The 12937-nt window shown below is 70.5% G+C and carries 12 protein-coding genes; 7 read left to right on the forward strand and 5 right to left on the reverse strand.

Annotation, left to right across the window (positions count from 1 at the left end; genetic code table 11):
* Positions 1-71 precede the first annotated feature (71 nt).
* Complete coding sequence (locus tag ACH4DZ_RS05625; RefSeq protein ID WP_398285657.1) at positions 72-1514, forward strand: MFS transporter; 1443 nt, start codon at positions 72-74, stop codon at positions 1512-1514.
* A gap of 227 nt (positions 1515-1741) precedes the next feature.
* Here the strand turns inward: ACH4DZ_RS05625 and ACH4DZ_RS05630 are convergent, their stop codons facing one another.
* Positions 1742-2611: a helix-turn-helix transcriptional regulator gene (locus tag ACH4DZ_RS05630; RefSeq protein WP_398286210.1), complete on the reverse strand. Its 870-nt coding sequence runs from the start codon at positions 2609-2611 to the stop codon at positions 1742-1744.
* 239 nt (positions 2612-2850) lie between these two features.
* Between ACH4DZ_RS05630 and ACH4DZ_RS05635 the strand changes: the two genes are divergently transcribed.
* Complete coding sequence (locus ACH4DZ_RS05635) at positions 2851-4281, forward strand: MFS transporter (protein WP_398285658.1); 1431 nt, start codon at positions 2851-2853, stop codon at positions 4279-4281.
* A 16-nt stretch (positions 4282-4297) separates the two neighbouring features.
* On the opposite strand, the gene ACH4DZ_RS05640 is transcribed toward ACH4DZ_RS05635, so the two are convergent.
* Together ACH4DZ_RS05640 and ACH4DZ_RS05645 are read right to left on the reverse strand one after the other, a co-directional pair.
* Positions 4298-5068 carry an SDR family NAD(P)-dependent oxidoreductase gene (locus ACH4DZ_RS05640; protein WP_398285659.1) on the reverse strand — a complete coding sequence of 257 codons (771 nt, stop codon included), beginning with the start codon at positions 5066-5068 and terminating at the stop codon, positions 4298-4300.
* A gap of 126 nt (positions 5069-5194) precedes the next feature.
* Positions 5195-6526 carry an RNA polymerase subunit sigma-70 gene (locus ACH4DZ_RS05645; RefSeq protein ID WP_398285660.1) on the reverse strand — a complete coding sequence of 444 codons (1332 nt, stop codon included), beginning with the start codon at positions 6524-6526 and terminating at the stop codon, positions 5195-5197.
* A 162-nt stretch (positions 6527-6688) separates the two neighbouring features.
* On the opposite strand from ACH4DZ_RS05645, the gene ACH4DZ_RS05650 reads away from it, so the two are divergent.
* Positions 6689-6889: a hypothetical protein gene (locus tag ACH4DZ_RS05650; RefSeq protein ID WP_189775877.1), complete on the forward strand. Its 201-nt coding sequence runs from the start codon at positions 6689-6691 to the stop codon at positions 6887-6889.
* A 143-nt stretch (positions 6890-7032) separates the two neighbouring features.
* On the opposite strand, the gene ACH4DZ_RS05655 is transcribed toward ACH4DZ_RS05650, so the two are convergent.
* Positions 7033-8415, reverse strand: coding sequence for a glycine--tRNA ligase (locus ACH4DZ_RS05655; RefSeq protein ID WP_398285661.1), 1383 nt, complete (start codon positions 8413-8415; stop codon positions 7033-7035).
* A gap of 230 nt (positions 8416-8645) precedes the next feature.
* On the opposite strand from ACH4DZ_RS05655, the gene ACH4DZ_RS05660 reads away from it, so the two are divergent.
* From ACH4DZ_RS05660 to ACH4DZ_RS05675, 4 genes are all read left to right on the forward strand, one after another.
* A complete protein-coding gene (locus ACH4DZ_RS05660; protein WP_398285662.1) occupies positions 8646-9620 on the forward strand; it encodes a metal ABC transporter substrate-binding protein in 975 nt (324 codons plus the stop codon).
* Between the two features lie 89 nt (positions 9621-9709).
* Entirely contained in the window at positions 9710-10510 is an 801-nt protein-coding gene (locus ACH4DZ_RS05665) for a metal ABC transporter ATP-binding protein (protein ID WP_398285663.1), read from the forward strand.
* 5 nt (positions 10511-10515) lie between these two features.
* A complete protein-coding gene (locus ACH4DZ_RS05670; RefSeq protein ID WP_398285664.1) occupies positions 10516-11430 on the forward strand; it encodes a metal ABC transporter permease in 915 nt (304 codons plus the stop codon).
* A gap of 60 nt (positions 11431-11490) precedes the next feature.
* The gene (locus tag ACH4DZ_RS05675) at positions 11491-11913 is read left to right on the forward strand and encodes a Fur family transcriptional regulator (protein WP_267026431.1); all 423 of its coding nucleotides are present in this window, start codon (positions 11491-11493) and stop codon (positions 11911-11913) included.
* Between the two features lie 137 nt (positions 11914-12050).
* On the opposite strand, the gene ACH4DZ_RS05680 is transcribed toward ACH4DZ_RS05675, so the two are convergent.
* Complete coding sequence (locus tag ACH4DZ_RS05680; RefSeq protein ID WP_398285665.1) at positions 12051-12902, reverse strand: isoprenyl transferase; 852 nt, start codon at positions 12900-12902, stop codon at positions 12051-12053.
* Between the last annotated feature and the right edge of the window lie 35 nt (positions 12903-12937).

Consider the following 12937-nt stretch of genomic DNA (forward strand, 5'->3'; position numbering starts at 1 on the left):
GTCACGTACGCCGACCCATGACGGTAGTCGTTAGTTAGGCACACTACCGACACGGGCGTAACCTGGTAGGCATGCCTGAGCTCAGCCCCCGCCGGCGTCAGCTGGTGCTCGCGATCTGCTGCATGAGTCTGCTGATCGTGAGCCTCGACAACACCGTTCTCAACGTCGCCCTCCCCTCCATGCAGAAGGATCTGCACGCGAGTCTGGCGGGCATGCAGTGGACGATCGACGCGTACACGCTGGTGCTCGCCTCGCTGCTGATGCTCGCGGGCTCGACCGCCGACCGCATCGGCCGCCGGAAGGTCTTCATGGCGGGTCTGGTCGTCTTCACCGCCGGCTCGGTCCTGTGCTCGCTCGCGCCGAACCTCGAATCGCTCGTGGCCTTCCGCATGATCCAGGCGGTCGGCGGCTCGATGCTCAACCCGGTCGCCATGTCGATCATCACCAACACCTTCACGGACCCGCGCGAGCGCGCCCGCGCGATCGGTGTCTGGGGCGGCGTCATCGGCATATCCATGGCCGCGGGTCCGCTGGTCGGCGGCCTCCTGGTGGACTCGGTCGGCTGGCGTTCGATCTTCTGGGTCAACCTGCCGGTGGGCCTGGCCGCGCTCCTGCTCACCCTGCGGTACGTGCCCGAGTCCCGCGCCCCGAAGGCCCGCAGGCCCGACCCGGTGGGCCAGCTCCTGGTGATCGCGCTGCTCGGCTCGCTGACATACGCGATCATCGAGGCGCCCAGCTCGGGCGCCGGCAAGATCGTCGTCTTCGGCGGGATCGCGCTCGCCGCCCTCGTCGCCCTCCTCTGGTACGAGCCGCGCCGCGACGAACCCCTCATCGACCTGCGCTTCTTCCGGTCTGCGCCGTTCAGCGGGGCCACGGTGGTGGCGGTCAGCGCGTTCGCGGCGCTGGGCGGTTTCCTCTTCCTCTCGACCCTCTACCTCCAGAACGTCCGGGGCCTGAGCGCGCTCGACGCGGGCCTGTGGATGCTCCCCATGGCGGCCATGACCTTCGTCTGCGCGCCGCTGTCCGGGCGGCTGGTCGGCAACCGGGGGCCGCGGCTGTCCCTGCTCGTCGCGGGCACGGCGATGACGGTGAGCGGGGTCCTGTTCGCCGCGTTCGAGGCCGAGACGGCGAACGTGACGCTCGTCATCGGGTACGTGCTCTTCGGGCTCGGCTTCGGTTTCGTGAACGCGCCCATCACGAACACGGCGGTGTCCGGGATGCCCCGGGCGCAGGCCGGGGTGGCCGCGGCCGTGGCGTCCACGAGCCGCCAGATCGGGCAGACTCTGGGCGTCGCGGTGATCGGCGCGGTCCTCGCCTCCGGCGTCGGTACGTCGTCCTACCGGGACGCGTTCGTCTCGGCGGCCCGCCCGGCGTGGTGGATCATCGCGGCGTGCGGCCTCGCGGTCCTGGTCGTGGGCGCGGTGTCGAGCGGGCGGTGGGCCCGCGGGACGGCTGCCCGCACGGCGGACCGCCTGTCCGCACCGGAGGCGAAGGAATCGGCGAGCATCGCCTGACCGCGCGGCCCGGTGGGGGCCGGCCGCGCAGTTCCCCGCGCCCCTAAAAGGGACAGGGCCCAACGCCGGGTGCGGGCACGTCGTGGCCGGCCGCGCAGTTCCCCGCGCCCCTGAAGCGGGGCTGCGCCCCAGCTTTTGTCTTTGGGGGCGCGGGGAACTGCGCGACAAGCCCCCACCGGGCCGCACCCGAAACCCGACCCCAGCCACCCCACCCCTCAGGGGCGCGCTCACGACCGCGAGGAACCGCGCGCAACAGCCAGCGCATGCAACCGTTCCAGCCGCTCGCGCGACTCCTCGTCCGCCGGAGCGTACGTAACCATCCGCGGCCCCTCCCCCGGCCCCAGCCAAAGATCCGTGTGGACGAGCGTCAGCCGCCCCACATACCGGTTGTCGAACAGCTTCGTCTTGCTGCGCGAACCGACCACCTCGTGCCGCCCCCACACCTCCCGAAACTCCTCCGACTCCGCGCACAACCGCTTGAGCAGCATCTTCCACGCGGGATCGGCGAGATGCCCGGCCATGGAGCCCCGGAACTTCGCGGCCATCAGCCGCACCGTCTCGTCGAGCAGCACGATCGAGGAGCGCCACTGCTCGTTCGTGGTGACGAGGAGCATGCAGTTGCGGTCCTCCGGCGGCACCTCGTCGAGGTCGCACAGCAGCCGCCCGTACGTGCGGTTGTACGCGAGGACGTCGTACCGGCTGTTCTGGATGCAGGCGGGCAACGGCTCCAGTTGCTCCAGCGTCTGCAGCAGCGCCGGAGTGATCGTCGGGCAGCGCGAGGCCGGCGTGGGATCGACGGCACCGGCCAGCTGGAAGAGGTGGGCCCGCTCGTTCGAGTCGAGCATCAGCGTGCGGGCGAGCGCGTCGAGGACCTGCACGGAGACCTGGATGTCCCGGGCCTGTTCGAGCCACGTGTACCAGGTGACGCCGACCGCGGACAGCTGCGCGACCTCCTCCCGCCGCAGCCCCGGGGTACGCCGCCGACTGCCCCGCGGCAGCCCCACCTGCTCGGGCGTGATGTGCTCCCGGCGATGGCGGAGGAAGGCGGCCAGCTCATGCCGCCGGATCTCCGACTCCCCCGCCCCGGCCCCGGCCATCGCCCTCGCCCCGGCGGCCTCGCCCGCCACCACCGTGACCCCGCCCGTCACTACGCCCGTCACCCCACCCGTCACCCCGGTGAGCGGACCCGTCCCCGCCATCGTCTTCTCGGCCATGGTCGTCATGTCTCCAGCCTGCCGCCCCGCGGCCCCGGTCGCGGACCCTGTTGCCAGGTACTCCTTCTACCAGGATAAGGAGACTCTGGTACCAGTCTGCGAGCAGGCGCAGGATCGGTCCCGTGACCGAAATCCTCGCTCCCCGCACCACCCGCTCCGTGGCGGCCGGCCCACCCGTGCTCGGCACCCTCGGACTGTTCACCGTGCTGCTCGGCGCGGCCCTGCCCCTCATCGACTTCTTCATCGTGAACGTCGCCCTCCCCACGATCGGCCACGACCTGGCCGCGAGCGACGCCGTCCTGGAACTCGTCGTCGCCGGATACGGGGTCGCGTACGCCGTGCTCCTCGTCCTCGGCGGACGGCTCGGCGACATGTTCGGCCGGCGCCGGCTCTTCCTCGGCGGGATGGCGGCCTTCGGGCTGACCTCGCTGGCGTGCGGCCTCGCACCGACGGCGTGGACGCTCGTCGCGGCGCGCGTCGCCCAGGGCGCGGCGTCCGCGGCGATGCTCCCGCAGGTCCTCGCCACCATCCAGTCGGCGACCCAGGGCCCCCGCCGCGCCAAGGCGATGAGCCTGTACGGGGCCACGGCCGGGCTCTCCATGGTGGCCGGGCAGATACTCGGCGGCGTCCTCGTCGCCACGGACATCGCGGGCACCGGCTGGCGCGCGGTCTTCCTGGTGAACGTACCGGTCGTGCTGCTGGGCCTGGTCCTGGCCGCCCGCGCCCTCCCCGAGACCCGCTCGCAGCACCCCCAGCCGGTGGATGTCCCCGGCACGGTCCTGCTGGGCGTGGCGCTGGTGTCCCTGCTGGCCCCGCTGACCGAGGGCCGGGCGGCGGGCTGGCCGCTGTGGACCTGGCTGTCCCTGGCCCTGTTCCCCGTCTCCGCGACCGCCTTCTACCTGGTCGAACGCCGGTCGGAACGCCGGGGCCGCACCCCGCTGGTCCCGCCGAGCCTCTTCGCCAACGTGCCCCTGCGCCGCGGCCTGATCATGATCCTCCCCTTCTCCATCGGCTTCAGCGGCTTCATGTTCGTCATCGCCGTCGCGCTCCAGCAGGGCGTGGACCTGAGCCCGGTCCGCGCGGGCCTGGCCCTCGTACCGATGGCGCTGTCCTTCTTCGTGGCCTCGCTCCTGGGGCCCCGGCTGGTGGCCCGGTGGGGTACGCGCGTGGTGACCGCGGGCGGCCTCGTGCAGGCGGTCGGCGTGGGCGTCCTCACCCTCACGGTGTGGGGCTCCTGGCCCGACCTCGGCGGTCCGCTGCTCTGGCCCGGCCTGGTCATCGCGGGCGCGGGGCAGGCCCTCCAGCTGCCCGTCCTCTTCCGCGTCATCCTCTCTGAGGTCCCCGCGGCCCGCGCCGGTGTGGGCAGCGGAGTGATGGTCACCGCCCAGCAGTCCGCCCTCGCCCTGGGCGTGGCGACCCTCGGCACCCTGTTCCTCACCCTGATCCCGCGCCAGGGCATGGGCGACGCCCTGGCCACGACCCTGCTCGTCCAGCTGGCCGCCGTCGTCCTGACCACGGGACTGAGCCTGCGCCTCCCGCGCCGGATCGCCTGAACCGCCCCAGGGCCGGTCAGCTGGGGAACATGCCAGCGGTCGCGTTGACCCAGGTGCCGGTCAGCCCGGCCGCCGCGTCGGAGGCGAGGAAGGTCGCAAGCGCCGCGATGTCCGCGATCCGGGGCGAACGCTTCGTCATCCGCAGGCTGTCGAGGTGCGCGCGGATACCGTCCACGGCGGCCTCGTCCGGCGCGGGCGCACCGGCCGCGCTGAGCTTCTCGGGGGTGAGGGTGTCGACCACGCCCGCGGTCCAGATGCCGAGCGCCCGGACCCCGGCCGGACCGGCCTCCTGGGCGAGCTGGCGGATCAGCGCGTCGATCGCGCCGTCGGCCGCCCCCGTACCGCCCAGCATCGGACTGCCGTTGTGGGAGCCGCTGTTGAGGGCGAGGACCACGCCCGATCCCTGGGCGGACATCCGGCGTGCGGCGGCCCGGGCGGTGATGAACTGGCAGGTGATGCCCCGGGTGACCGGCCGCGTGTAGTCGGCCACCGACATCTCGGTCAGGGGTACGCCCTGGAAGTCACCGCGCGGCACGAGGTTGAACGAGATGTCGATCCGGCCGGCCCGCTCGGCCACCGAGGCGGCGTGCGCCTCGACGGCGTCCTCGTCACCGGCGTCGAGCACGTCGTACGCGGCGCCGGTCGCGTCGGCGACCTCACGCAGTGTCTTCTCCGTCCGGCCGACGAGGAACACCCTCGCCCCGGCCTCCGTGTACGCCTTCGCGACGCCCGCGCCGAGGGAACCGGCTCCGCCGTAGACGACCGCGACCTTGTTCTGCAGCAGCATGACTGGTGACTCCTCGGTGTGGTGTGGGGCGCGTCGTGCGCCCGTCACCCCATAAGACGCGCCCGCCGAGGAAACTCATCGCAGGCACCAGGGCCGTGTCCCACCAGGCCGTCTCACAGAGTCGTCTCACAGGGTCGTCGGCAGCCCGAAGGCCTCGAACAGGTGGGGCTCGAAGGTGGTGATCTGCGCGATCCTCCCCTCCTCGATCCGCAGTACGTCGATGAGCTGGGCCCGGAAGACACTCGTGCCGGGCCGCCGCAGATAACCGGCGACCGCCAACTGGCCGTTGGCCCGCACCGGCAGGTGCCGCCAGTGCCCGACGAACGTCGGCGAGGCCGGATCGAGGTTCGGCCGCACGAAGGCGAAGAGCGCGTCGCGCGAGGTGAACCAGAAGGGGTTCGGCGGCATGGTGAGCACCGCGTCCTCCCGTACCAGCTCGACCATGGCGTCGATGTCGGCCCGGGCGACGACCTCCATGTAGCGCTGCAGAAGCGCGAGGTCGTCGGCGCTCGGCGGGCGGGCGGACCAGTCCTCGCGCGGGCCCGGCAGTGCCTCCCGCAGGGCCGATCTGCCGCGCTGTACCGCGCTGTTGGCGGAGGCCTCACTGGCGCCCAGCAGGTCGGCGGTCTCCTTGGCCGACCACCCGGCGACATCGCGCAGGATCACCGCGGCGCGCTGGCGCGGCGGCAGTTGCTGGATCGCGGTCAGGAAGACGAGTTCGAGGGTCTCGCCCGCCACCGCCTCCGCGTCCGGCTCGGACCGGGTCACGGGCGTCTCGGGCAGCTGGTCGTCCGGGAAGGGCTGGAGCCACGGCAGGCTCGGGGGCGGCGGCCCGTCGCCGGAGTCCATGCCCGGCACCGGCTCGTACGGGGTGGGCCGCCGGTTGTGCTTGCGCAGGAAGTCGAGGCACACCCGGGTGGCGATCGTGTAGAGCCAGGCCCGCGGGTTGTCGACGTCGTCCAGGGTGTCCCGGGCCCGCCATGCGCGCAGGAACGCCTCCTGGGTGAGGTCCTCGGCCTCGTCGTACGAACCGAGCAGCCGGTAGCAGTGGGCCCGCAACTCCCGCCGATGCGCTTCGACGAGCGCGTCGAAACCGCCGTCACGGGGATTCGTCACACCCCCGGGCGTGACGATCCCCGCGCCCTCGGCGACGACAGACTCCCGCCGCTCTGCCGCCTCTGCCCGCTCCTCCCGAGTTTCGCGGGCGAGGCGGCGCAGCTGGGCGAACCGGGCAGACAGGGCCTCGACATCGGCGTGGAACGCGAGCGCGGGCTCCAGTCGCAGTCGCCGCAGCCGGTCGCCCAGGTCGGAGACCAGTTCACCGGCGGGTACGCCGGCCGGTCGCTTCCGTTCCCGGTAGGCACGCTGGCGGCACGCCTGCGAGCAGTAGGAGGCGGCCCGTCCGGGCCCTCCGCCGTCCTCGATGGGACGCCCGCAGATCTGACACTTCCCGGCCATGCCCCCACGCTAGCGCCGTGGCAGGCCCTGCACCAGGAATCCCAGTAGCCCCGCAATGCGCGGAATGTGCACAGAACTCACCGCGTACGCACCCCCGTTGATGTTGTTCTTGTTGCACACTCCATAGCGCGCGCAAGGTGAGCGCGACCACCAGGAGGCGTCATGCTGCAGATCAACACCAGCAAAGTCAGCCGCTGGGACCAACACGGCCGCGAGCACGTCGTACGGGTACAACGCACGGGCATGCAGCGGACGATCAGATGCGACACATGCGGCTGGCGCAAGCCGGCCCAGTTCCTGCCCTGGCTGAAGGCCGAGGAACACCTGACAGAGGCCCACCAGGCAACAGTGGACCCGAGCTAGCGGAAAAAAGACTGCGCCGTTCCCCGCGCCCCTTTCCAGGGGCGCGGGGAACGGCGCAGTCTTTCGTCTTCAGGGGCGCGGGGAACGGCGCGACCAGCCACGACGAACCCGCACCCGACAACCGACCCGCCCGCGCGGAGCGCCTAGCAGCCGACGAGCCGGCTGGCCAGGTACCCCTCGATCTGATCGAGAGAGACCCGCTCCTGCTTCATCGTGTCCCGCTCACGAACGGTCACGGCATTGTCGTCGAGCGTGTCGAAGTCGACGGTCACACAGAACGGCGTACCGATCTCGTCCTGCCGCCGGTAACGGCGGCCGATCGCCCCGGCGTCGTCGAAGTCGATGTTCCAGTTCTGCCGCAGCGCGGTCGCCAGCCCCTTCGCCTTCGGGGACAGCTCCGGGTTGCGGGACAGCGGCAGCACGGCCACCTTCACCGGCGCGAGCCGCGGGTCGAGCCGCAGAACCGTCCGCTTCTCCATCTTGCCCTTGGCGTTGGGCGCCTCGTCCTCGACGTACGCGTCCAGGAGGAACGCCAGCATCGCGCGGCCGACACCGGCCGCGGGCTCGATGACGTACGGGGTCCAGCGCTCGCCGGCCTCCTGGTCGAAGTAGGACAGGTCCTGGCCGGAGGCCTTGGAGTGCGCGGAGAGGTCGTAGTCCGTGCGGTTGGCGACGCCCTCCAGCTCACCCCACTCGTTGCCGCCGAACTGGAAGCGGTACTCGATGTCGGCGGTGCGCTTGGAGTAGTGCGAGAGCTTCTCGGCCGGGTGGTCGTACCAGCGCATGTTCTCCTCGCGCATGCCCAGGCCGGTGTACCAGTTCCAGCGCTCCTGCATCCAGAACTCCTGCCACTTCTCGTCCTCGCCCGGCTTGACGAAGAACTCCATCTCCATCTGCTCGAACTCGCGGGTCCGGAAGATGAAGTTGCCGGGCGTGATCTCGTTGCGGAAGGACTTGCCCATCTGCGCGATGCCGAACGGCGGCTTGCGGCGCGAGGTCTGCTGGACCTGGGCGAAGTTGGTGAAGATGCCCTGCGCGGTCTCGGGACGCAGGTAGGCGACGGAGCCGCTGTCCTGCGTGGGGCCGAGGTGCGTGGAGAGCAGGCCGGAGAACTGCTTGGGCTCGGTGAACGTGCCCTTGTTGCCGCAGTTCGGGCAGTTGAGGTCGGCGAGCCCGTTCTCGGGGAGGCGGTTGTGCTTGGCCTCGTACGCCTCCTCAAGGTGGTCTGCGCGGTACCGCTTGTGACACGAGGTGCACTCGGTGAGCGGGTCGGAGAACGTGGCGACGTGACCGGAGGCCACCCAGACCTCGGTCGCCAGGATCACGGACGAGTCGATACCGACGACGTCCTCGCGCGACGTCACCATGTAGCGCCACCACTGACGCTTGATGTTCTCCTTGAGCTCGACACCCAGCGGCCCGTAGTCCCAGGCGGCCCGCTGGCCGCCGTAGATCTCACTGCACGGGTAGACGAAGCCACGGCGCTTGCTCAGGCTGACGATGGTGTCGATCTTGTCGGCGGCCACGGTGCTCTCTTCATTACGACGACGGGCGTTGAAGCTGCTGCTTCACAACGATTGCTTCAGAGCGAATGCCTCAGATTACCGGCGGCCCCGCCCCTCGGATCAAATCGGTTGGGGTGCGGGCCGGACGCCGGTCCTCCACTCACCGTCACACCCCTCGCATACCGGGATGAAGTCCAGATCACAGGACCGCTTATTGACAATCGTTTCCACATCAGCTGAAAATGACTGTCATGAACGTACGACGACGCCACATATCCGCCGGCGTGATCGCGGCGACCACCGCCCTCACCCTCGGCTCCCTCTCCGCCTGCTCGTCCGACTCCGGCGCGGCCGACGGCGAGGGCGGCGGAAAGCTCGACGTCGTGGCGTCGTTCTACCCGCTGCAGTTCCTCGCCGAGGAGATAGGCGGGAGCCACGTCAGTGTGAGCACCCTGACCGAGCCCGGTCAGGAGCCGCACGACCTGGAGATCAGCGCCAAGCAGACCGCGCAGCTCCAGGAGTCGGACGTGGCTCTGTACCTGAAGGGCCTCCAGCCCTCCGTCGACGAGGCGATAGGCCAGTCCGAGGTGCGGGCGAAGGTCGACGCGGCCACCCTCACCAGCCTGGAGAAGCACGGCAACGAGGTCGGCGGCCACGCGGCCGAGCACGACGACGAGCACGGCCACGAGGACGAGGAGGGTTCCGGCCTCGACCCGCACATCTGGCTCGACCCCGTGAGGTACGCCGAGGTCGCCGAGGGTGTGGGCAAGGCCTTCGAGAAGGCCGACCCGGACAACGCGGCGACGTACAAGAAGAACACCGCGGCCCTGGTGGAGAAGCTGGACGGGCTCGACACCCGCTTCGAGGACGGTCTCAAGAACGCGAAGACCAAGGTCTTCATCACCACCCACGCGGCCTTCGGTTATCTCGCCGAGCGCTACGGCCTCACCGAGGAGGCCATCAACGGCCTGGACCCGGAGAGCGAGCCCAGCGCCAACCGCGTCAAGGACCTTGAGAAGATGGCGAAGGCCGACGGTGTCTCCACGGTCTTCTACGAGACGCTCGTCAGCGACAAGACCGCCAAGACCATCGCCGCGGACGCGGACCTCAAGACCGATGTGCTCGACCCGATCGAGGGCATCACGAAGAAGTCCAGGGGCGACGACTACATCCAGGTCATGGACGCCAACCTCAAGGCACTGCAGACGGCCCTGGGAGCGAAGTGACCGCGAAATGACAGCGACATGATCAGCATGCACAGGACAATGAGCCCGATCATCCCGATCATCCCGATCAGCCTCCGGAGGACGTCGGCATGACGAACGGGTCCGGCACACCGACCGCCACCCCGCACCCGCCTGTCATCTCGCTGCGCGGTGTGACGGCCGAACTCGGCTCGCGCCCCGTCCTGCGCGGCATCGACCTCACCGTGCACCGCGGTGAGGTCGTCGCGCTGCTCGGCGCCAACGGCTCGGGCAAGTCGACCGCCATCCGCACGATCATCGGCCAGGTGCCGGTCAGCGGCGGCGGGATCGAGCTGTTCGGCACGCCCCGGCGCCGCTTCCGCGACTGGGCGCGCGTGGGCTACGTACCGCAGCGCACGACGGCCGCCGGCGGAGTGCCCGCCACGGTGACCGAGGTGGTGTCCTCCGGGCGGCTGTCCCGCGCCCGCTTCGGCGTCCTGCGCAAGGCGGACCGCGAGGCCGTACGGCACGCCCTGGAGCTGGTGGGCCTCGCCGACCGCGCCAAGGACTCCGTGGACGCCCTCTCCGGCGGCCAGCACCAGCGCGTCCTCATCGCCCGCGCGCTGGCCTCCGTACCCGAACTGCTGATCATGGACGAGCCGATGGCGGGCGTGGACCTGGCGAGCCAGGAGGTCCTGGCCGCGACCTTGCGGGAGCAGGTCGCGGCAGGCACCTCCGTCCTCCTCGTACTGCACGAGCTGGGCCCGCTGGAGCCGCTGATCGACCGCGCGGTCGTCCTGCGCGACGGCTGCGTCCTGCACGACGGCCCGCCCCCGCGGGCGCTCGGCCAGCACGCGCTGCCCGGCCACGACCACGTACACCCCCACGCGGCCCACGACGCCGAACCCCTCCGCACAGGACTGCTGAGCTGACCGCCATGAACCTCGAAATCCTCGATTACGCCTTCATGCAGCGGGCCCTGCTCGCGGCCGTCCTCGTCGGCATCACCGCGCCCGCGGTCGGCATCTACCTCGTCCAGCGCCGCCAGGCCCTGCTGGGCGACGGCATCGGCCATGTCGCGATGACCGGTGTCGGCCTCGGCTTCCTGCTCTCCTGGTCCCCGGTGTGGATGGCGACGGCCGTCTCCGTGGTCGGCGCGGTCCTGATGGAACTGATCCGCTGGTACGGGAAGACGCGCGGCGACATCGCGCTGGCGATGCTCTTCTACGGGGGCATGGCGGGCGGTGTGATGTTCATCAACCTCGCGCCCGGCGGCTCCAACGCCAACCTGACCTCGTACCTCTTCGGCTCGCTCTCGACGGTGTCGGAGTCGGACGTGACAGCGATCTGCCTGCTGGCGGCCTTCGTCGTCCTCGTCACGATCGGACTGCGCAGGCAGCTGTTCGCGGTGAGCCAGGACGAGGAGTTCGCGCGGGTGACGGGGCTGCCCGTACGCGCACTGAACCTGCTCACGGCGATCACGGCCGCCGTCACGGTCACGGTCGCCATGCGGGTCGTCGGCCTGCTCCTGGTCTCCGCGCTGATGGTGGTCCCGGTGGCCGCCGCGCAGCAGCTGAGCCGGAGTTTCGCCGCCACGTTCGCGATCTCGGTGGCGATCGGCGTCAGCGTGACGATCGGCGGCACGGTGACTTCGTACTACCAGGACGTACCGCCCGGCGCGACGATCGTGCTGCTGACCATCGGGGCGTTCATGCTGCTCACGGTGGCGGCGACGCCGCTGGCCAGGCGGCGGGCGCGGGCCGCCGCGCAGGTCGCGGCGGCCGAGGCCGGCGACCCGGCGGAGTGTGCCATTCCCGGCACGCGCACACCGACCGGGAAGGTCGGCGTCTGACCGCGCCCAGCTCGGGCTGGCACAATGGCCCGGCAAGCCGCAGACGTTTTGGAGGCAACGGTGACGACCGCTGGACCGCCCGTTCGGGGCCGTTCCACCCGCCAGCGTGCCGCCGTGGCGGCGGCGCTCGACGAGGTGGACGAGTTCCGTAGTGCGCAGGATCTGCACGACATGCTCAAGCACAAGGGCGATTCCGTCGGGCTCACCACGGTGTACCGCACGCTGCAGTCGCTCGCGGACGCGGGTGAGGTGGATGTGCTGCGCACGTCCGACGGTGAGTCGGTGTACCGCCGCTGTGCGAGCGGGGACCATCACCATCACCTGGTGTGCCGGGTGTGCGGCAAGGCCGTGGAGGTGGAGGGGCCCGCGGTGGAGAAGTGGGCCGAGGCGATCGCGGCGGAGCACGGGTACGTGAACGTCGCCCACACGGTGGAGATCTTCGGCACCTGCGCGGAGTGCGCTGCGCGCGGCCAGGGAGTATGAACCTCAGCCCGGTGATGGCTGGCGTCAAAGATTGCGCAGTTCCCCGCGCCCCTAAAGACCCAGGGGCGCGGCGCTTTCAGGGGCGCGGGGAACTGCGCAATCCCTGACGCCAGCCCCCGCGCACCCGCGCCCAACGATCAAACCCCGTCCGGGCGCCCCCGCATATCCGCTTCCATCGCGAGAAGGTCCTCGTTCGGGACCGCCCCCCCGAACCGCCGGTCCCGCGACGCGTACTCCACGCACGCCCGCCACATGTCCCGCCGATCGAAGTCCGGCCAGAGCACGTCCTGGAAGACCATCTCCGCGTAACTGGACTGCCAGATCAGGTAGTTGGACGTCCGCTGCTCCCCACTGGGGCGAAGGAACAGATCCACGTCCGGCATGTCCGGGTAGTACAAGTACTTCTGGATCGTCTTCTCGCTGACCTTCTCCGGGTCGAGCCTCCCCGCGGCGACATCCAGCGCCATCGCCTTCGCCGCGTCCGCCAGCTCCGCGCGCCCCCCGTAGTTCACGCAGAAATACAAGGTCATCGCGTCGTTGTCCTGCGTCTGCTCCTGCGCGACCTGCAGCTCCTGCACGACGGACTTCCACAGCTTCGGCATGCGCCCGACCCACCGGATCCGGATGCCGAGGTCGTTCATCTCGTCGCGCCGGCGCCGGATGACGTCCTTGTTGAAGTTCATCAGGAAGCGGACCTCCTCGGGCGACCGCTTCCAGTTCTCCGTGGAGAAGGCGTACAGGGACAGGTTCTTGACGCCCAGCTCCAGGCAGCCCTTCAGGACGTCCATGACGACGCCCTCCCCGACCCGGTGCCCCTCGGTACGCGGCAGCCCGCGCTCCTTGGCCCAGCGTCCGTTCCCGTCCATCACGCACGCCACGTGGTTCGGGATCAGCTCGCCGGGAAGCCTGGGCGCGCGAGCACCGGACGGGTGCGGCTCCGGCGTCTTGTACTCGCGGCGCTGGCGCCCCAGGATCCCGCGTACCACCATCTGCTTCTCGTCTCCTCAGATCTCGTACAGCCGGT

Source organism: Streptomyces sp. NPDC017991, from assembly GCF_044328075.1.
In the GTDB taxonomy this organism is placed as follows: domain Bacteria; phylum Actinomycetota; class Actinomycetes; order Streptomycetales; family Streptomycetaceae; genus Streptomyces.

Excerpts from the sequence above, each read along its gene's own strand:
- ACH4DZ_RS05640 (WP_398285659.1), bottom strand. The coding sequence starts at position 5,068 with ATGCTGCTGCAGAACAAGGTCGCGGTCGTCTACGGCGGAGCCGGTTCC.
- ACH4DZ_RS05630 (WP_398286210.1), bottom strand. The coding sequence starts at position 2,611 with ATGGCCGGGGCCGGGGCGGGGGAGTCGGAGATCCGGCGGCATGAGCTG.
- ACH4DZ_RS05650 (WP_189775877.1), top strand. The coding sequence starts at position 6,689 with ATGCTGCAGATCAACACCAGCAAAGTCAGCCGCTGGGACCAACACGGC.
- ACH4DZ_RS05665 (WP_398285663.1), top strand. The coding sequence starts at position 9,710 with ATGACGAACGGGTCCGGCACACCGACCGCCACCCCGCACCCGCCTGTC.
- ACH4DZ_RS05670 (WP_398285664.1), top strand. The coding sequence starts at position 10,516 with ATGAACCTCGAAATCCTCGATTACGCCTTCATGCAGCGGGCCCTGCTC.
- ACH4DZ_RS05680 (WP_398285665.1), bottom strand. The coding sequence starts at position 12,902 with ATGGTGGTACGCGGGATCCTGGGGCGCCAGCGCCGCGAGTACAAGACG.
- ACH4DZ_RS05660 (WP_398285662.1), top strand. The coding sequence starts at position 8,646 with ATGAACGTACGACGACGCCACATATCCGCCGGCGTGATCGCGGCGACC.
- ACH4DZ_RS05625 (WP_398285657.1), top strand. The coding sequence starts at position 72 with ATGCCTGAGCTCAGCCCCCGCCGGCGTCAGCTGGTGCTCGCGATCTGC.
- ACH4DZ_RS05645 (WP_398285660.1), bottom strand. The coding sequence starts at position 6,526 with ATGGCCGGGAAGTGTCAGATCTGCGGGCGTCCCATCGAGGACGGCGGA.